The sequence below is a fragment of the Parvibaculum sp. genome (assembly GCF_045863935.1).
GTDB lineage: Bacteria > Pseudomonadota > Alphaproteobacteria > Parvibaculales > Parvibaculaceae > Parvibaculum.
On record NZ_BTVP01000020.1, the window covers coordinates 47,221 to 62,873 of the forward strand.

At 64.8% G+C, this 15,653-nt stretch carries 18 protein-coding genes and 1 riboswitch; of the genes, 10 read left to right on the plus strand and 8 right to left on the minus strand.

Translation table 11 applies throughout. The features are described 5' to 3' along the window. The first annotated feature begins 46 nt into the window (after positions 1-46). Together ACKUUH_RS10200 and ACKUUH_RS10205 are read left to right on the plus strand one after the other, a co-directional pair. On the plus strand, positions 47-1,705 hold the full coding sequence (locus ACKUUH_RS10200) for a lysine--tRNA ligase (RefSeq protein ID WP_407949808.1): 1,659 nt from the start codon (positions 47-49) through the stop codon (positions 1,703-1,705). A gap of 100 nt (positions 1,706-1,805) precedes the next feature. Next, entirely contained in the window at positions 1,806-2,651 is an 846-nt protein-coding gene (locus ACKUUH_RS10205) for a hypothetical protein (protein WP_407949809.1), read from the plus strand. Positions 2,652-2,654: 3 nt separating this feature from the next. Here ACKUUH_RS10205 and ACKUUH_RS10210 read toward each other — a convergent pair whose 3' ends face one another. Then, positions 2,655-3,299, minus strand: a complete 645-nt coding sequence (locus ACKUUH_RS10210; protein WP_407949810.1) for a S24 family peptidase — start codon at positions 3,297-3,299, stop codon at positions 2,655-2,657. A 189-nt stretch (positions 3,300-3,488) separates the two neighbouring features. Here ACKUUH_RS10210 and ACKUUH_RS10215 point away from each other — a divergent pair, with 189 nt between their 5' ends. Genes ACKUUH_RS10215 through arsC form a run of 3 tightly spaced genes read left to right on the plus strand, consistent with a single transcriptional unit; the run spans position 3,489 to position 5,290 of the window. Then, on the plus strand, positions 3,489-3,857 hold the full coding sequence (locus ACKUUH_RS10215; RefSeq protein ID WP_407949811.1) for a DUF952 domain-containing protein: 369 nt from the start codon (positions 3,489-3,491) through the stop codon (positions 3,855-3,857). 5 nt (positions 3,858-3,862) lie between these two features. Continuing rightward, positions 3,863-4,921 (plus strand): quinone-dependent dihydroorotate dehydrogenase, encoded by a 1,059-nt coding sequence (locus ACKUUH_RS10220; protein ID WP_407949812.1) that lies wholly within the window; start codon positions 3,863-3,865, stop codon positions 4,919-4,921. An 18-nt stretch (positions 4,922-4,939) separates the two neighbouring features. After that, positions 4,940-5,290, plus strand: a complete 351-nt coding sequence (arsC, locus tag ACKUUH_RS10225) for an arsenate reductase (glutaredoxin) (protein WP_407949814.1) — start codon at positions 4,940-4,942, stop codon at positions 5,288-5,290. A gap of 163 nt (positions 5,291-5,453) precedes the next feature. Here arsC and ACKUUH_RS10230 read toward each other — a convergent pair whose 3' ends face one another. Genes ACKUUH_RS10230 through ACKUUH_RS10240 form a run of 3 tightly spaced genes read right to left on the minus strand, consistent with a single transcriptional unit; the run spans position 5,454 to position 7,725 of the window. Then, the gene (locus ACKUUH_RS10230; protein ID WP_407949815.1) at positions 5,454-6,773 is read right to left on the minus strand and encodes an MATE family efflux transporter; all 1,320 of its coding nucleotides are present in this window, start codon (positions 6,771-6,773) and stop codon (positions 5,454-5,456) included. Then, entirely contained in the window at positions 6,770-7,219 is a 450-nt protein-coding gene (locus ACKUUH_RS10235) for a PaaI family thioesterase (RefSeq protein WP_407949816.1), read from the minus strand. The genes ACKUUH_RS10230 and ACKUUH_RS10235 overlap by 4 nt, the downstream gene beginning before the upstream one ends. Continuing rightward, positions 7,216-7,725: a PaaI family thioesterase gene (locus ACKUUH_RS10240; RefSeq protein WP_407949817.1), complete on the minus strand. Its 510-nt coding sequence runs from the start codon at positions 7,723-7,725 to the stop codon at positions 7,216-7,218. The genes ACKUUH_RS10235 and ACKUUH_RS10240 overlap by 4 nt, the downstream gene beginning before the upstream one ends. 273 nt (positions 7,726-7,998) lie before the next feature. Here ACKUUH_RS10240 and ACKUUH_RS10245 point away from each other — a divergent pair, with 273 nt between their 5' ends. The 4 genes from ACKUUH_RS10245 (at position 7,999) to ACKUUH_RS10260 (ending at position 11,013) form a co-directional block, all read left to right on the plus strand. After that, a complete protein-coding gene (locus ACKUUH_RS10245) occupies positions 7,999-8,649 on the plus strand; it encodes a TetR/AcrR family transcriptional regulator (protein ID WP_407949818.1) in 651 nt (216 codons plus the stop codon). 39 nt (positions 8,650-8,688) lie between these two features. Next, positions 8,689-9,723, plus strand: coding sequence for an alpha/beta hydrolase (locus tag ACKUUH_RS10250; protein WP_407949819.1), 1,035 nt, complete (start codon positions 8,689-8,691; stop codon positions 9,721-9,723). Between the two features lie 3 nt (positions 9,724-9,726). Next, entirely contained in the window at positions 9,727-10,077 is a 351-nt protein-coding gene (locus tag ACKUUH_RS10255; RefSeq protein WP_407949821.1) for a DUF3147 family protein, read from the plus strand. A gap of 166 nt (positions 10,078-10,243) precedes the next feature. Continuing rightward, positions 10,244-10,433, plus strand: a riboswitch (yybP-ykoY riboswitch). A 7-nt stretch (positions 10,434-10,440) separates the two neighbouring features. Further along, entirely contained in the window at positions 10,441-11,013 is a 573-nt protein-coding gene (locus ACKUUH_RS10260) for a TMEM165/GDT1 family protein (RefSeq protein ID WP_407949822.1), read from the plus strand. Here the strand turns inward: ACKUUH_RS10260 and ACKUUH_RS10265 are convergent. Then, positions 11,001-11,882, minus strand: a complete 882-nt coding sequence (locus tag ACKUUH_RS10265; protein ID WP_407949823.1) for an alpha/beta fold hydrolase — start codon at positions 11,880-11,882, stop codon at positions 11,001-11,003. The genes ACKUUH_RS10260 and ACKUUH_RS10265 overlap by 13 nt on opposite strands. Positions 11,883-12,009: 127 nt before the next feature. Between ACKUUH_RS10265 and ACKUUH_RS10270 the strand changes: the two genes are divergently transcribed. Then, positions 12,010-12,984, plus strand: coding sequence for an NADPH:quinone oxidoreductase family protein (locus ACKUUH_RS10270; RefSeq protein ID WP_407949824.1), 975 nt, complete (start codon positions 12,010-12,012; stop codon positions 12,982-12,984). Between the two features lie 181 nt (positions 12,985-13,165). On the opposite strand, the gene ACKUUH_RS10275 is transcribed toward ACKUUH_RS10270, so the two are convergent. The 3 genes from ACKUUH_RS10275 to ACKUUH_RS10285 form a co-directional block, all read right to left on the minus strand. Next, on the minus strand, positions 13,166-14,044 hold the full coding sequence (locus tag ACKUUH_RS10275) for an SDR family oxidoreductase (protein WP_407949827.1): 879 nt from the start codon (positions 14,042-14,044) through the stop codon (positions 13,166-13,168). 301 nt (positions 14,045-14,345) lie between these two features. After that, entirely contained in the window at positions 14,346-14,615 is a 270-nt protein-coding gene (locus ACKUUH_RS10280; RefSeq protein WP_407949825.1) for a DUF6460 domain-containing protein, read from the minus strand. A gap of 76 nt (positions 14,616-14,691) precedes the next feature. Then, positions 14,692-15,525 carry a mechanosensitive ion channel family protein gene (locus ACKUUH_RS10285; protein WP_407949826.1) on the minus strand — a complete coding sequence of 278 codons (834 nt, stop codon included), beginning with the start codon at positions 15,523-15,525 and terminating at the stop codon, positions 14,692-14,694. Positions 15,526-15,653 lie beyond the last annotated feature (128 nt).

Here is a 15,653-nt window from a genome sequence, read left to right on the forward strand (position 1 = left end):
TCCGCCCGCTTGACAAAGCCTTAAGCCTTTTCTCCAGGTAGACTAGATGTCCTCGCAAGCCGCCGCCATAGCGCCGTCCGAACTTCTTGAAGCCGCCCGCGTCAGCAAGGCCTGGCCCTTCGAGGAAGCGCGCAAAATCGTGAGCCGGCTTGAGAGGGAAGGCGGTGCCTCGCGCACCGTCCTCTTCGAAACCGGGTACGGACCTTCCGGGTTGCCTCATATCGGCACGTTCGGCGAGGTGGCGCGCACGACCATGGTGCGCCGCGCCTTTGAAGTCCTGATGCCGGGTGTCGAGACGCGCCTCATCTGCTTCTCCGATGACATGGACGGGATGCGCAAGATTCCGGACAACGTGCCGGACCGCGCCTTCCTCGAGCCTTATCTGCACATGCCTCTCACCTCGGTGCCGGATCCTTTCACGAACGAATATCCTTCGTTCGGCCATCACAACAACGCGATGTTGCGGCGCTTCCTCGACACATTCGGCTTCGAATACGAGTTCGCCAGCGCAACCGACTACTACAAGTCGGGCCGTTTCGACGCGATTCTCAAGCGCGTGGCCGAACGCTACGACGACATCATGGCGATAATGTTGCCGACGCTTGGGCCGGAGCGCCGCGCCACCTATTCGCCCTTCCTGCCGATCTCGCCCAAGACCGGCCGCGTGCTCTACGTGCCGATAAAGAAGGTGAATGTCGCGGACGCGACCATCACCTTCGACGACGAGGACGGCGAGGAAACCACGCTGCCTGTCACCGGCGGCCATGTGAAGCTCCAGTGGAAGCCGGATTTCGGCGCGCGCTGGGCGGCACTCGGCGTCGATTTCGAAATGTTCGGCAAGGATCACGGGCCGAACATGGGCATCTACGACAATATCTGCAGGGCGCTTGGCGGCCGTCCGCCGGAGCATTTCGTCTACGAGCTCTTTCTCGATGAAAAGGGCGAGAAGATTTCAAAGTCGAAGGGCAACGGCCTCACCATCGACGAATGGCTGGCCTATGCGCCGACCGAGAGCCTCGCGCTCTACATGTTCCAGCGTCCGCGCCAGGCGAAGAAGCTCTATTTCGACGTCATTCCGCGCGCCGTCGACGAGTACTACCAGCACCTTGCCGCTTATCCGCGTCAGGACCTGAAGGAACGGTTGAACAATCCGGTCTGGCATATCCACAACGGCAACCCGCCTGCGATCGAGCTGCCGGTTTCCTTCGCGCTGCTGCTGAACCTCGTCAGCGCTTCCCATGCCCATGACAAGGCGGTGCTCTGGGGCTTCATCCTGCGTCATGTGCCCGGCGTGACGCCGGATACGCATCCCGAACTCGACCGGCTGGCCGGCTATGCGATCCGGTACTTCGAGGATTTCGTGAAGCCGGCCAAGGTGTTTCGTGCGCCCGACGAGGTTGAGGCCGCGGCGCTGCAGGTGCTTTCCGGCAAGCTCGCCACGCTGCCCTCCGGCGCGGATGGCGAGACGATCCAGAATGCCCTGCTCGATGTGGCGCGCGGCATCGAGCGCTATCAGGATCACGCGAAGAAGAGCCCGGAAGGCGGCCCCGGCGTCTCCGTCGCTTTCTTCCAGATGATCTATCAGGTGCTGCTCGGGCAGGACCGCGGACCGCGCTTCGGTTCGTTCGCCGCGCTCTACGGCATCGACAACACGCGTGAACTCATCCGCCGCGCGCTCGCGGGCGAGGACCTCTCGAAAGACTGATCTTCTCTTCGCTACGTTTTCGGCGTTGCTCCCTCTTGTCTCATGGCCGAACATGGGCCGGTCGGGTGTCGCCCGGTTGGATGGCACGGGGAGCGGAAGCGTGCGGAAATTGTGGGGACGGCCCTGGCGAAGCGCCGTTCTGCTTCTCGTTTTTCTGTTTGCCGTCTCCCCGGCGGGCGCGCTGGAGCGCGGCCTCGCCGAAGCGCAGTCCGCTTTCGACGCCGGAAATTTCGCTCATGCCGCCGCCCTCGCGCGCAAGCTCCGCTCTGCGAAGGGCGATGCGCTCGCCTCGCGCGCGGAAATGGTGCGCGGCGAATTCCGGTCCACGGGCGATGAGCGTCTCCGCCGTTTCAATGCCGGACTTGCGGATGCGCGCCGCGCCGTCGCGCGCGGACCCGACGTGCCCGAGGCGCATCTCGCCGTCGCCGTCGGGCTCGGCCTCGTGTCGCGCAGCATGGGCGGCATCAAGGCGCATTTCGAGGGATGGGGCTCGGAAGCCCGCGACCATATCGACCGGGCGCTTGCGATAAACGAGGACAATGCCTGGGCCCATGCCGCGCTCGGCGGCTGGCACCTCGAAATCGTCTATGAAGGCGGCATGATCGGCGCCGCGATTTATGGCGCCTCCCTCCGCGCCGGGATCGAGGCCTATGAGCGCGCTCTCATCCTCGATCCGGACAATGTTTCCATTGCCTGGCAATATGCCTTCCAGCTCGCCGGCATTGACGGCGCGGCGAACAGCGCCCGCGCGGAGGAATTGCTCGATCGCTTGCTCGCCCGTGAGCCGCGCACCGCGCTCGAAACCATCCTGCGTGATTCCGCCCTGCCGCTGAGGGAAGCGCTGCAAAGGGATGACAGGGCGGAGGTTGCGCGGCTTGTCGCCGTGGGCCTTGGCCGCCGCACGGTCCCGAAGTCCGATGGCGCTCCCGTGCCCGGCAAGCGCTGAGGCTTACTGGCTCGCCCAGATGATCCGCGCCATCCAGAGAATCTCCTCCGGCTTCAGCACGCGGTCGTCATAGGCCGGGTTGAACGATTTGAGTTCCACGCGGTTCGCCGTCATGCGCGCCAGCACCTTGACCATGACCTCGTCGGCCACCGTCTTCACCACCACGCGGTCGCCCCGCCGGACATCGGCGGCGGGCGACACGACGATAATGTCGCCCTCGCGGTAGAAGGGCTCCATGCTGTCCCCGCTCACTTCGAGCGCATAGGCATGCTCGTCCTTGAAGTCGGGAAAGGCGACCTCTTCCCAGCCCGCGCCCGCCGGAAAGCCGGCATCGTCGAAAAAGCCGCCGCGTCCCGCCTGCGCAAGGCCGATCAGCGGCACATGCCTTTTCGGCCGGGCAGGGCTCTCGCCATCCGCGACAAGCGCGAGGAAGGCCTCGAGCGACGAGCCCGTCGCATCGAGCACCCGCGCCAGGCTCTCCGTATTGGGCCAGCGCGGCCGCCCCGCCGCCGTCACGCGCTTCGACTTGTTGAAGGTCGTGGGATCGAGCCCCGCCGCCTTGGCAAGGCCGGAAGCTGTCAGCCGGTGCCGGGCGGCAAGCCTGTCGATCGCCGCCCAGAGACGGCCATGGGAAAGCGAGCGGGTCATGGGCCTGAATGAATTCCTGTCTTCCGCGCGGGCGCGAGGGCCAGAATATGGAAATCATGCCACAGGCCTTGCCTTCTGGCCCAGCCGAAATGCGGATCGAATTCCCATCTCCGGGCGCGGGGCGCGGCTTGTCGCTCGCAGGCGTGCTCGTTAAAGTGCCGCGTCTTCCGCCTTCCCGAAAGGATCGCCATGCCGCCGGATGCCGGCCTCGTCTACAAGATCGTGAGCGAACACGATTGGATCGCCGCCGAGGCCGAAGGCCGCTACATCGGCTCCGCGGTCGATCTCGACGACGGCTTCATCCACTTCTCGACCGCCGAACAGGCGCCGGAAACGGCCTCGCGCCATTTTTCGGGGAGAAAGGGCCTGCTTCTGGTCGCGGTCGAGGCGGCGGCGCTCGGCGAGGCGCTCAAATGGGAGCCTTCGCGCGGTGGCGCGCTTTTCCCGCATCTCTACGACGTGCTTTCGCTCGAAGCGGTCGCCCGCGTCGATCCGCTGCCGGTCGGCGAGGACGGGGAGCATGTTTTCCCGCCGCATGTCGCCGGGCAGAAAGGCTGAGCGCCATGGATCTTTTCCCGCTTGCCCGGCCCTTCACGAGCCTCATCGAGCCCGAAACCGCGCATCGCCTGACGATCCGCGCGCTTCGCCTGGGGCTTGCTCCGCGTCAGCGCGAACCCGATCCCGCCTCGCTTGCGATCGATCTCTTCGGTCTTCATTTCGAAAATCCGGTCGGCATCGCGGCCGGCTTCGACAAGAACGGCGAGGTGCCGGACGCCATGCTGGCATTGGGCATGGGCTTTGCCGAGGTCGGCACGGTGACGCCGCGCCCGCAGCCCGGCAATCCGCGTCCCCGCGTCTTCCGGCTGCCGCTTCACCGCGCCGTCATCAATCGCCTGGGCTTCAACAATGAAGGCCACGAGGCGCTGAAGAAGCGTCTTCTCGCGCGGCGCGGCCGGCCCGGCATCGTCGGCGTCAATATCGGCGCCAACAAGGATTCGGCGGACCGCGTCGCCGACTACGAAGCCGGCATCCGCGCCTTCGACGGGCTCGCTTCCTATTTCACCGTCAACATTTCCTCGCCCAACACGCCGGGCCTGCGCGCGCTGCAGGGCAAGGCCGAACTCGCCGGGCTCGTGGCGCGCGTCCTCGCGGCGAGGCGCACGGACCGCGTGCGGCCGACGCCCGTGCTCCTCAAGATCGCGCCCGATCTCGTCGCCGAGGAACTCGCCGACATCGCCGACGTCGCGCTGGCCGAAGGTCTCGACGGCCTCATCGTCTCGAACACGACGATTGCCCGCGAAGGTCTCGTCACCGGCCTCAACGCGAACGAGACGGGCGGCCTCTCCGGCGCGCCGCTCTTTGAAATGTCGACGTCGGTGTTGCGCGACATGTACCGCCTCACGAAAGGCCGCCTGCCGATCATCGGCGTCGGCGGCATCGGCTCGGGCGAGGACGCCTATGCGAAAATCCGCGCGGGCGCCTCGCTCGTGCAGCTTTATTCCGCGCTCGCCTATGAGGGCCCCGCGCTCGTCACCCGCATCAAGCGCGACATCGCGGCCCGCCTCGCGGCGGACGGTTTCGCGCATCTGAAGGATGCGGTCGGCGCGGACGTGACGCTTTAACTTCGGAGGAACAACGCGATGGCACGCCCCACCATCTATCACAATCCGCGCTGCTCGAAGTCGCGCGCCACGCTCGCCCTGCTCGAAGAGCACGGGGCCGATCCGCTGATCGTCGATTATCTGAAGGCCCCGCCCAGCGCCGTGGAGCTTCAGGCGATCCTGAAGAAGCTGAAAATGAAGCCCCGCGATCTCATGCGGAAGGGCGAAGAGGTCTACAAGACCCTCAGCCTCGACAATGAGAAGCTCACAGACGAAAAGCTCATTCGCGCCATGGTCGACAACCCGATCCTGATCGAGCGCCCCATCGTCGTCTCGGGCACGAAGGCGCGGATCGGCCGCCCGCCCGAAAGCGTGCTGGAAATCCTTTAGCGCTGCTGAGTTCTCGCTCGTCTTTCAAACAAATGCGTCATGCCCGGGTTTGACCCGGGCATCCAGGGCCCCTTGCGCCGACTTTACCTTTTTCCGTCATGGCCCGATTTATTCGGGCCATCCACGTCTTTCCTTTTCTTTTCAGAGAGCCGGTCGCCGGTTCCTACGCCAGTTCTCTTCTCAACCTCGGATAGTAAAACCCGAGCGACGCAGCCCGCATCAGGTTGAAGCCTGTCAGCGCCGTCCACAATCCGTGATTGCCATAGGGCAGGAACAGCCACCACAGCATGAGGAAGAGCGCGCTGGAGGCGAGCGCCGCATTGCGCATTTCCGCGCCCCGCGTCGCACCGATGAAAATGCCGTCGAGCTGATAGCACCAGACGGACAGCACCGGTAGCAGGGCCGCCCAGAAGAGATAGTTCCGTGCCGTGGCGCGCACCTCCGGGTCGATGCTCAGGAAGTCGATGACAAAGCCACCGAAAACGAAAATCCCGAGCGACAGCACGCAGGCGATGCCCGCCGCCCACCCCGTCGAAAGCCAGGCCGAGCGATCGAAATCCTCCCGCCGCCCGGCACCGAAGGCCTTGCCCACCAGCGCTTCCGCCGCCAGCGCGAAACCGTCCAGGAAGAAGGCGCTCACCGACACGAATTGCAGCAGGATCGAATTGACCGCGAGCGTCACCGTGCCCGCCTCCGCGCTCTTCGCGGTGAACCAGGCGAAGGAAAACATCAGCACGATGGTCCGGATCATGATGTCGCGATTGGTCGCGACGGTCTTCGCCAGGCGCTGCGCATCCATGAGCCTCGCCCGCGTCCACTGCCCCGGATAGAAGCGCAGATACCGTGCTGCAATGACGAGCCCGGCAATGGCCGCCGCCACCTCGGCGATCAGCGTGCCGGCGGCAATCCCCGCCACGCCCCAGCCGAGCCCCAGCGCCAGTGCGATATTGAAGAAGATGTTCACGAGGTTGAGAAAGACCTGCAGCACCAGCGCGACATTGGCGCGGCCAAGCCCGATGAACCATCCGACCAGCGCGTAATTGGCGAGTGCGAAGGGCGCGCTCCAGATGCGAATGTCGAAATAGGTCTGGGCGAGGCTCTCCACTTCCTCGCCGCCATCGAGCAGCGCGAAGGCGGCAAGGCGGATCGGCCATTGCAGCGCGATGAGCGCGAAGCCCACGGCGCCGGCGATGAGGAGCGCGCGCCCGAGCGCGGCGCGGATCTCTTCGCCGTCCATCGCCCCCAGCGCCTGCGCGGTCAGCCCCGTCGTGCCCATGCGCAGAAAGCCGAAGGTCCAGTAGACCATGGTGAAGATGAGCGCGCCGATGGCCACCGCGCCGATATATTTCGGATCGCCCATCCGCCCCATCACGGCGGTGTCGGCAATGCCGAGTAGCGGCGTCGAGATGTTCGAGATGACGATGGGCACCGCGATGGTGAGAACCGCTCGATGGCTCACCCGCGCCGGTGTCGTCGCGTTCATGATGCGGGTGCGTCGTCCGCCGCCTGCAGCAGGAAATGGCCATGGGCCGTCGCGATGGGCCGCGACCGGTCGTCCTGCCAGGCTTCCGCGCGCACCGTCGCCACGCGGCGTCCCTGCTTGGTGATTTCCGCGCGCCCGTAAGTGTCCATCGGCCGCCCGGATCTCAGATAGTCGATGGTGAGCCCAATGGGCTTCGGCAGTGCGGCGGCGCTCGCATCGCCCGCCGCAAACTCGAAAGCGAGCTGCGCAATGGCCGTCGTCTCGAGGAAGGCGCCGATCACGCCGCCATGAAGCGCGGGCAACACCGGGTTGCCGATGAGATGCTGCGAGAAATGCAGCACCGTGGTGATCTCGTTGCCGCGCTGGTCCACAGTGATGCCGAGATAGCGCGCGTAAGGGATCGCCTGCATCAGCGCATTGACGTCGATGGGGGTCTTCTCGCTCATGCCGCGCCGTCCTTGTTCTTCGCAAGAATTTTCATCGCTTCCGCCGTCACGGGAACGGGTATCGCCCGGTTCGCCGCCAGCATGAAAGTGCCGACACAGGCTGCGATGGGATCGTCCTCATCCGTGTGATAGGCCGTGCCGCGCACGAAGGCGATGTTCTTCGTCACCTTGTAGCAATGCGTATGCGCCATCAGGCCGAGCTTCGGCGTCGCGGGTTTCATGTAGTCGATCCGCAGGTCGAGCGTCGCGATGGACTGGCGTTCTGCCAGCGCAAGCTGCACCGCGATGCCGCAGGCATTGTCGAGCAGCGAGGTGATGACGCCGCCATGGATCACGCCCGTCTCCGGGTTGCCGATCAGGTTTTCGGAATAGGGAACGGAGAGCCATGCCTCGCCCCGCTTCGCGTCCTCCACGGTCATGCCGATGGCCTTGGCATGCGGCACATGTTCGATCAGCACATTCTTCATCATGGCGATGTGCTCGGGTGTGAAGTTGGGGTTACTCATTCTGATACCTCTGGTCCGGGAGACGTTCTGATAGCGCCATCGGCTCCGTCGCGCCACTGCAAGCCAGTAATGATTTTAACATATTGAAAAAAAAGAGCTTTTCAGGCTCCTTCCTCGTGTCGAAAAGTTGACGATTCTCGTCATTCGGGTAGGCTGGCCGTATCGGCATGAATCGCGGGACCGGCGGGCGGGGTGGGGCAGCCCCGCACGCTCCGGTCCCTCCGGAGGGATGATGAGTGACAAGGACACCCCGGCAGGGGAAGGCGGTGCCGTGTGAGCACCGATCTTGAGGACGCGCCGCCGGCCGAGGCGGCGAGAGCGCTCGGCAAGCGCGAACGCACGAAGAAGAACAATCGGGAAGCGATTCTCGACGCTGCGAAGATCGTCTTTGCCGATCTCGGTTACGGTGCCACCTCCGTCCGCGACATCATTCGCCGGACGGGTCTCGCCTCGGGCACCTTCTACAACTACTTCAAGAGCAAGGAAGAAGTCTTCGAGGCGTTGATGGACGAGGGCATGCGCCGCATCCGCCCGCGTCTCCGCGCCGAGCGCATCCGCTCGCGCACCTTCGAGGATTTCATCCGCAACGCCTATCGAACCTATTTCGATTATCTTGCCACCGACCGCGACACCTTCCAGGTCATCCGCCGAAATCCGAACACCGTCCGTGTGCGCATGGATTCGCCGGAGATCATCGCGGGCTTCGAGGAAATTCGCGAATATATCGAGGAAGACATCCGCAACGGCACGCTGCCGAACGTGGATGCCGAATACCTCATGGCCGCTGTCGTCGGCATCGCCATGGAAATCGGCGACCGCATGTTGCGCCGCCCGGAGATGGATGCGGAGGAGGCATCCACCTTCGCGACGGCGCTCGTCCTCGGCGGCTTCCGCACCCTCCCGCACACGGGCGAAACGAAGTAGGGCCGTGAAGCGCGGACGATAAGAGAAAGAACAAGACCAATGAACCTTCAGAAATTCATCATCCGTACCCTGCTGAAATTGCCGGACGGCCTCCTCGTGCGGATGTCGGGCGGCAAGCCGCTCGCCATCGACGGCCGCATCCTCGATGCCCGCGCGCAATTTCTCGCCGCGCAGGGCGCGCGCCAGCCGTCGATTACGACGCTCGATCCCGCCACCGCCCGCAGCGCGACGTCGGAAGGCCTGAAGCTTCTCGACGCCGATCCCCGTCCCGATGTCGAGGTAAAGGCGCTTGCGGTGCCGGGCCCCGGCGGCCCCCTGGATGCGCGTCTCTATCTTCCGGTGAACATGTCGCGGCCGCTGCCCGGTATCGTCTTCTTTCACTTCGGCGGCTGCGTCATCGGCGATCTCGATACCTGCGACACCTTCTGCCGCATGATCGCGGCGCTTGCCGGCTGCTCGGTGCTCAACGTCGCCTACCGCCTCGCGCCGGAGCACAAATTCCCGGCTCAGGTCGACGATGCCGTCGCCGCCTTCCGCTGGGCGCAGGAAAATGCCGCCGCCCTCCACATGATCCCCGGCCGCATCGGTGTCGGCGGCGACAGCGCGGGCGGTTATCTCTCCGCCGTCATCGCGCAGGAGGCAAGGCGAAAGGGCTTCGCCGCGCCCGCCCTTCAGCTTCTCATCTATCCGGTGACGGACTGGGGCTGGAAAGGCGGCTCGATGGACAGTTGCGCCGAGGTCTATCCGCTGACGCGCGAGATCATGGACTGGTTCGGCGCGCATTACCTGAATGCGCCTTCCGAGGCGGAGGATGTCCGCGTCTCGCCCATGAAGGAGCCGGACCTGTCGGGCTTGCCTCCCGCCATTGTCGTCACGTCGGGTTTCGACCCGCTGCGCGATCAGGGCGCGGCCTATGCCGAAAAGCTCAAATCCGCTGGCGTCGTCGTCGCTTACCGCTGCGAAGACAGCCTGCCTCACGCTTTCACCGCCATGACCGGCGTAATCCCGGCCGCGCGCGAAGCCTGCGAACGGGTCGCGCGCGACATCGGCACGGTCCTCGGCGGGAGCGCCTGATCCATGCTCTACGCGATCGTCAAGGCAGCGATCTCCGGCATCCTCGTGATGGCCGTGTCGGAAACCGCCAAGCGCAATCCCGCCTTCGGCGCGCTCATTGCGTCGCTCCCGCTCGTCTCCATTCTCGCCATCATCTGGCTTTGGCGCGACACGGGCGATGCCGAGCGCATCGCCGCTCATGCGGAGGCGACCTTCTGGTACGTCATTCCCTCGCTGCCGATGTTTCTGATCTTCCCGGCAATGCTGCGGCAGGGGATTGGTTTCTGGCCCGCGCTCGCCATCGGCTGCGCCGTTACCGTGCTCCTCTATCTCGCGACCGTCTGGATCGCCGCGCGCTTCGGCATCGCGCTTTGAAAACATTCGATTTCTTTCTTCCCACCCTCCCCACTCCTTGGCGGACAAGCCGCCAAGGAGTGGGGAGGGTCAAACGATCGAAGATCGTTTGGGGCGGGGGCGCGGCGGCTGCGAGTTATTCTCAAGCCTGCAACGCTTGCCCGCCAAAAACCTCCATGCTATTCCCCCACCGTCCTTAGGGGAGTAGCCGCCCTCCGCCGTCATGGCAGAGAGGGGCGGGCGTCAACAAACTCGGGGTTTCCTGATCCCGTGGCGTCCGCGCTCAGCAACCGCTGAACTGGCGAGACCTTTGGCTCATGCGCTGCCTTTGCCGGGCGGGCGTAATGGGTCATTGGTGTCGCGCCCGGCAGCGGAGTGTTTTCCTTGGAAGCTTTCCTTGTCTCTCTCGGCGCCGTCGCCATCGCTGAAATCGGCGACAAGACGCAATTGCTCGCCCTCATTCTCGCGGCGCGTTTCCGCGCGCCGCTCGCCGTCATCGCCGGCATCTTCGTTGCCACGGTCGCAAATCACGCGCTCGCCGCATGGGCGGGAACCCTCGTCGCCGCCTGGCTCACGCCGCAGCTTCTCGCCTGGGTGCTTGGCCTTTCCTTCCTCGCCATGGGCCTCTGGGCGCTCGTGCCGGACGAGCCCCCTTCCGAAGACGAAACCGTCTCCCGCTTCGGTCCCTTCCTCGCAACGGTGGTCGCCTTCTTTCTGGTCGAGATGGGCGACAAGACGCAGCTCGCCACCGTCGCCCTCGGCGCGCGCTACGAGACGCTCACCCTCGTCGCGCTCGGCACGACGCTCGGCATGCTGGCCGCGAACGTGCCCGTCGTCCTTTTCGGCGAGGCGGCGGCAAAGCGCGTACCCGCAGCCGCCATGCGCTTCGCGGCCGCCGCGCTCTTCATCGTGCTCGGTCTCGCCGCGCTCGGTTCGGCCTACGCCTACGCATCCTGATCGGAGCGGAAGAACGTGACGAGCATCGGATTGATGCTCGCCGCTTCCTCGCGCAGCACCCAATGCGTGCCCTCCCCGAGGAACAGCGTGCCGCCGCGCTCGCAGAGATCGATGCTCTTCTTTGCCAGCGACACGTCCGCAAAATTGTCTTTCTCGCCCCAGACGAGCAGCACCGGCACGTCGATGCGCGCGACAGGCCCCGAAAGATCCTTCTTCAGCAGCGCGCGATACCAGTGGATCATCGAGGTCAGCGCCTTCGGCTCGCTCCATGCGCGCCGATATGCGTCCCATTCCTCCTTCGCGAACGCGCCGTCGCGCGCCGAGGCTTCCAGCGCCTCGATCAGCGCGCCGAAGTTTTTCCGCCGCATCGCCCATTCGGGAAGGCCGCGCAGGCGGAACATCTTCACATAGCGGCTCTTCTTCCGTTGCACGGGATCCGCATACATCGCCTGCTTCCAGATGGCGGGATGCGGCGCGTTGATCATCGCCGCCTTCTCCATGTGCTCGGGCTTCGTCGAGCAGAGCCACCACGCGACGCTCGCGCCCCAGTCATGCCCGACGACGCGCAGCTTCTCCTCGCCGAAATGCCGTCCGAGGTCGATGACGTCCTGCGCCAGTTCGTCGAGATCGTAGGCCTTCACGCCGCGCGGCTTCCCGCTCACGCCATAGCCGCGCTGGTCGGGCGCGATCACGCGAAAGCCCGCCTTCGCGAGATCGGGCATCTGGTGGCGCCAGCCGAGGCAATTGTCGGGAAAGCCGTGCAGCAGAATGACGAGCGGCCCGTCCTCGGGGCCCATCTCCGCGTAATGCAGCGCAATCCTGTCGAGATGCGCCACGCCGAATCGCGCACCTTCCATGCCGGTCATCATGCCTGTTTTTCCCTCCGGGCTTCCCCTGCGTGAAGCTCCATTCTAGCGCGCAGCATGGCGAAGTTGGGGCCGTCCCTTTATGCTCTGGCGCAAAGCTATTTGCCATAAAGAGACGGGGAGAACGCTCATGCGCGCCATGCGTGTGCACGAACTATCGGAAGACATCGGCGTATTGAGGATGGAGGAGGTCGAACTGTCGCCGCCGGGCCCGGGCGAGGTGCGTCTCCGCCTCAAGGCCTGTTCGGTCAACTTTCCGGACATCCTGATGATCCAGGGCAAATATCAGTTCAAGCCCGAGCTTCCCTTTTCCCCCGGCATGGAAGGCGCGGGGCTCGTCGCGGCGCTGGGCGAGGGCGTGACGGCCTTCAAGGTGGGAGATCGCGTCGTCGCCGGCCTGCGCACCGGCGGCTTCGCGGAGGAGGCGAATGTCTCTGCCGAGGCCTGCCGCCCCATTCCCGGCCCCATGGATTTCGCCGAGGCTGCCGCTTATCCCGCAGCCTATCTCACGGCCTATGTCGCGCTCGTCTGCCGCGGCCATCTCCAGCCCGGCGAAACGCTGCTGGTGCATGGCAGCACGGGCGGCGTCGGCCTCGCCGCCGTCGAAATGGGCAAGCTCCTCGGCGCAACCGTGATCGCGACGTCGGCCTCCGGCGAGAAACTGAAAATCGTCAAGGCACGCGGCGCCGATCATGTCCTGAATGTCACGCAAGGCTTCCGCGAGAAGGTGAAGGAACTCACCGGCGGGCGCGGCGCGGATGTGATCTACGATCCCGTCGGCGGCGACGTCTTCGACGAGAGCGTGCGCTGCATCGCCTGGAATGGCCGCCTGCTGATCATCGGCTTCACCAGCGGCCGCATCCCCACCGTCTCCGTCAACATGCCGCTCATCAAGGGCTTCTCCGTCATCGGCGTCCGCGCCGGCGAATATGGCCGCCGCGACCCGGAAGCGGGCAGGGCGAACCTCGCCGCCATCGCCCGCCTCGCCGAAGAAGGAAAGATCGCGCCCTACATCTGCGCCCGCTTCCCGCTCGAACGCGCCGTCGACGCCCTGCGCATGCTTCAGGAACGCAAGGCAGTCGGCAAGGTCGTCATCGAGATGTAAAAAATAAAGTGTCATTGCCGGGCTTGACCCGGCAATCCAGAAGGCGCGGAACGCGCCGTCCCTCTTCACAAAACTCTTTTGGCCGATCTTTTCGAAGACGGACGCCGCCTCGGCGGCTTCTGGACCCCCGGGTCAAGCCCGGGGGTGACGAATAGGGGAACAAAGAGAAAGACCTTTCTCCTCAAACGCTCCGTTGCGCCTTGTCCTTGTCGTTCGCGCTGCGGATCATCTCGCGCATGTCGCTCCATTCTTCGTCGGAGAGTTTCGACAGCCGCGAGAAATTGCCGCCGCCCGCCGAATAGCTCGCCCCGTCGATGGCGATGCATTGTCCGGTGAGATAGTCGCATCCATCCGCCATCAGGAAGGTCGCGAGGTTCTTGAGCTCGTCCATCTGCCCGACGCGGCCCATCGGAATGCCCTCGCGCGAGCCGTCGCCTTCGAGCGACTGGCCGGGCGAGAGCCGTTCCCACGCGCCCTTGGTCGGGAAGGGGCCGGGCGCAATGGCGTTGAGGCGGATGCCGTAAGGTCCCCATTCGGCGGCGAGCGATTTCGTCATGATGTTGACGCCCGCCTTCGACATCGCGCTCGGCACGGTGAAGGGCCCGCCATTCCACACCCAGGTCGTGAGAATGGAGATGACGCTGCCCGGCACCTTGTCGCGGATCCAGCGCGTGCCGATCGAATGCGTCACATAGAACGAACCGTGGAACACGATCCCTGCAATCGCGTCGAAGCCGCGCGTCGAAAGGTCTTTCGTCGGCGAGATGAAATTGCCCGCGGCATTGTTCACGAGCCCGGTCAGCGGACCCCCGGCCCAGATTTCCTCGATCATCTCGTCGACGGCGGGCGCCACGCGAATGTCGACGCTATGCGTCTTCACCGAGCCGCCATGTTTGTCCATGAGCTCTTTCGCCGTGTCGTCGAGCACATTCTTGCGCCGCCCGCAGATATAGACGTCGGCGCCGAGCCGCAGATAGTCCTCGGCCATTTCCTTGCCGAGCCCCGTGCCGCCGCCCGTCACCAGGATGCGCTTGCCCTTCAGCAATCCGTCGCGAAACATCGTCGCCATCTCGTCCTCCCGTCATGAGTTTTGCGGGCGAGATTAGCTTGTCATCGGAGCTTCGTCTCGCCTCACATGTTTACGTTGCGGAAGGCGGAGTGCACGTTCCTCTTCCTCGTCATTGCGAGGAGCGGCGAAGCCGCGACGCGGCAATCCAGAGCTGCAAGCACTGTATCCTTGTTCGTCATGGCCCGGCTTGTCCGGGCCATCCACGTCTTGCTTTGTGCAGGTGCTGTAAAGACGTGGACGGCCCGCATAAAGCGGGCCGTGACGTGAAGAGGGTAGGAGTTGGAAGCCCCCCTCACTCCTTCCCCCGCGCGACGAGCACGCTCCACAGCCTGACCGCGACGAAAATCGGGATCACGACCACGGCGCCGAGAAGCAGGTATTGCAGCGACCAGTCGATCGCATCGAACCCCATCTCCCAGATACGTCCCAGCGTGTCGAGGAAGTCCCGCCACAGGTCGATCGGCTTGATACCGAAAACCGCCAGCACCACGCCCACCGCGATGGACGCGATGGCGAGCTTGAAAAGCGTGGGCAGCACGGGCCCGCCGAAAAATCGATCCATCTGCGTTCCGTTCCTTGTTTGTCTTGCGCGCGTCCGGCGCGCTCAGTCCGCTGCCGCAGTATACCCGGCGGCGAGCCTAGTCCGCCGCAGTATAAATAGTCCGGGCCGGGAAGGGGATGGTGATTCCGCCTTCGTCGAAGCGTTCCTTGACGTGCCGCATCAGGTCGAAACGCACCGGCCAGTAATCCGCATTCATCACCCAGACGCGCGTCACGATGTCGACCGAACTGTCGCCGAGGCTGATCACCCCGATAAAGGCCTCCGGCTCCTTCAGGCAGCGCGCATCCGCATCCAGCGCCTCGCGAATGATCTGCATCGCCTTGCCGATATCGTCGCCATAGGAAATGCCGAAGGTGATGTCGACGCGGCGCGTCGGGTGATAGGTGTAGTTCGTGATCGGCTTTCCCCAGACCTCGCTGTTCGGCACCACGATCTGCACATTGTCGGGCGTCGCGAGTTCCGTGGTGAAAAGCGTCAGCGCCTTCACCGTCCCTGCAACGCCGCCCGCCTCCACATAATGCCCCGCGCGGAACGGCCGGAAGATCAGCAGCATCACGCCCGCGGCGACATTGGAAAGCGTGCCCTGCAGCGCCAGGCCGACGGCAAGGCCCGCCGCGCCCAGCACGGCGATAAGGCTCGCCGTCTGCACGCCGAACTTCGCCAGCACCGCGAGGATCGTGAAGGTGAGGACGAGATAGCGCACCATGGTGCCGAAGAAATTCAGCAGCATCTCGTCCATCGCCGGCCAGCGCCCCAGCGCCCGCATCGTCCATGTCCGGCACCGCCCGGCGAACCACAGGCCGAGAATGAGGATGAGAATGGCGATAACGATATTCACGCCGCCCTCGACAAGCTGCGGCAGCAAAACATCGAGCTGTTCGCGGATGGCGGGCGGAAGCTGGTCGAGCATGCGGGGGTTCCTCTGACGATGCCGGGGTGGGGCAGTTTCACATGACGGGCGAGAGATTTGAACCTCCCTCTTCCCACCCTCCCCTCGGGATTCCTCTGCAAAAGAGGGTAGCGGCTGGCGTTGATTGA

What these genes read in the sequence shown, in the direction of transcription:
- ACKUUH_RS10265 (WP_407949823.1), bottom strand. Translation starts at nt 11,882, where the DNA reads ATGATGACCGGCATGGAAGGTGCGCGATTCGGCGTGGCGCATCTCGAC.
- ACKUUH_RS10275 (WP_407949827.1), bottom strand. Translation starts at nt 14,044, where the DNA reads ATGTTTCGCGACGGATTGCTGAAGGGCAAGCGCATCCTGGTGACGGGC.
- arsC (WP_407949814.1), top strand. Translation starts at nt 4,940, where the DNA reads ATGGCACGCCCCACCATCTATCACAATCCGCGCTGCTCGAAGTCGCGC.
- ACKUUH_RS10255 (WP_407949821.1), top strand. Translation starts at nt 9,727, where the DNA reads ATGCTCTACGCGATCGTCAAGGCAGCGATCTCCGGCATCCTCGTGATG.
- ACKUUH_RS10200 (WP_407949808.1), top strand. Translation starts at nt 47, where the DNA reads ATGTCCTCGCAAGCCGCCGCCATAGCGCCGTCCGAACTTCTTGAAGCC.
- ACKUUH_RS10280 (WP_407949825.1), bottom strand. Translation starts at nt 14,615, where the DNA reads ATGGATCGATTTTTCGGCGGGCCCGTGCTGCCCACGCTTTTCAAGCTC.
- ACKUUH_RS10230 (WP_407949815.1), bottom strand. Translation starts at nt 6,773, where the DNA reads ATGAACGCGACGACACCGGCGCGGGTGAGCCATCGAGCGGTTCTCACC.
- ACKUUH_RS10285 (WP_407949826.1), bottom strand. Translation starts at nt 15,525, where the DNA reads ATGCTCGACCAGCTTCCGCCCGCCATCCGCGAACAGCTCGATGTTTTG.
- ACKUUH_RS10235 (WP_407949816.1), bottom strand. Translation starts at nt 7,219, where the DNA reads ATGAGCGAGAAGACCCCCATCGACGTCAATGCGCTGATGCAGGCGATC.
- ACKUUH_RS10240 (WP_407949817.1), bottom strand. Translation starts at nt 7,725, where the DNA reads ATGAGTAACCCCAACTTCACACCCGAGCACATCGCCATGATGAAGAAT.
- ACKUUH_RS10210 (WP_407949810.1), bottom strand. Translation starts at nt 3,299, where the DNA reads ATGACCCGCTCGCTTTCCCATGGCCGTCTCTGGGCGGCGATCGACAGG.
- ACKUUH_RS10220 (WP_407949812.1), top strand. Translation starts at nt 3,863, where the DNA reads ATGGATCTTTTCCCGCTTGCCCGGCCCTTCACGAGCCTCATCGAGCCC.
- ACKUUH_RS10250 (WP_407949819.1), top strand. Translation starts at nt 8,689, where the DNA reads ATGAACCTTCAGAAATTCATCATCCGTACCCTGCTGAAATTGCCGGAC.
- ACKUUH_RS10270 (WP_407949824.1), top strand. Translation starts at nt 12,010, where the DNA reads ATGCGCGCCATGCGTGTGCACGAACTATCGGAAGACATCGGCGTATTG.
- ACKUUH_RS10215 (WP_407949811.1), top strand. Translation starts at nt 3,489, where the DNA reads ATGCCGCCGGATGCCGGCCTCGTCTACAAGATCGTGAGCGAACACGAT.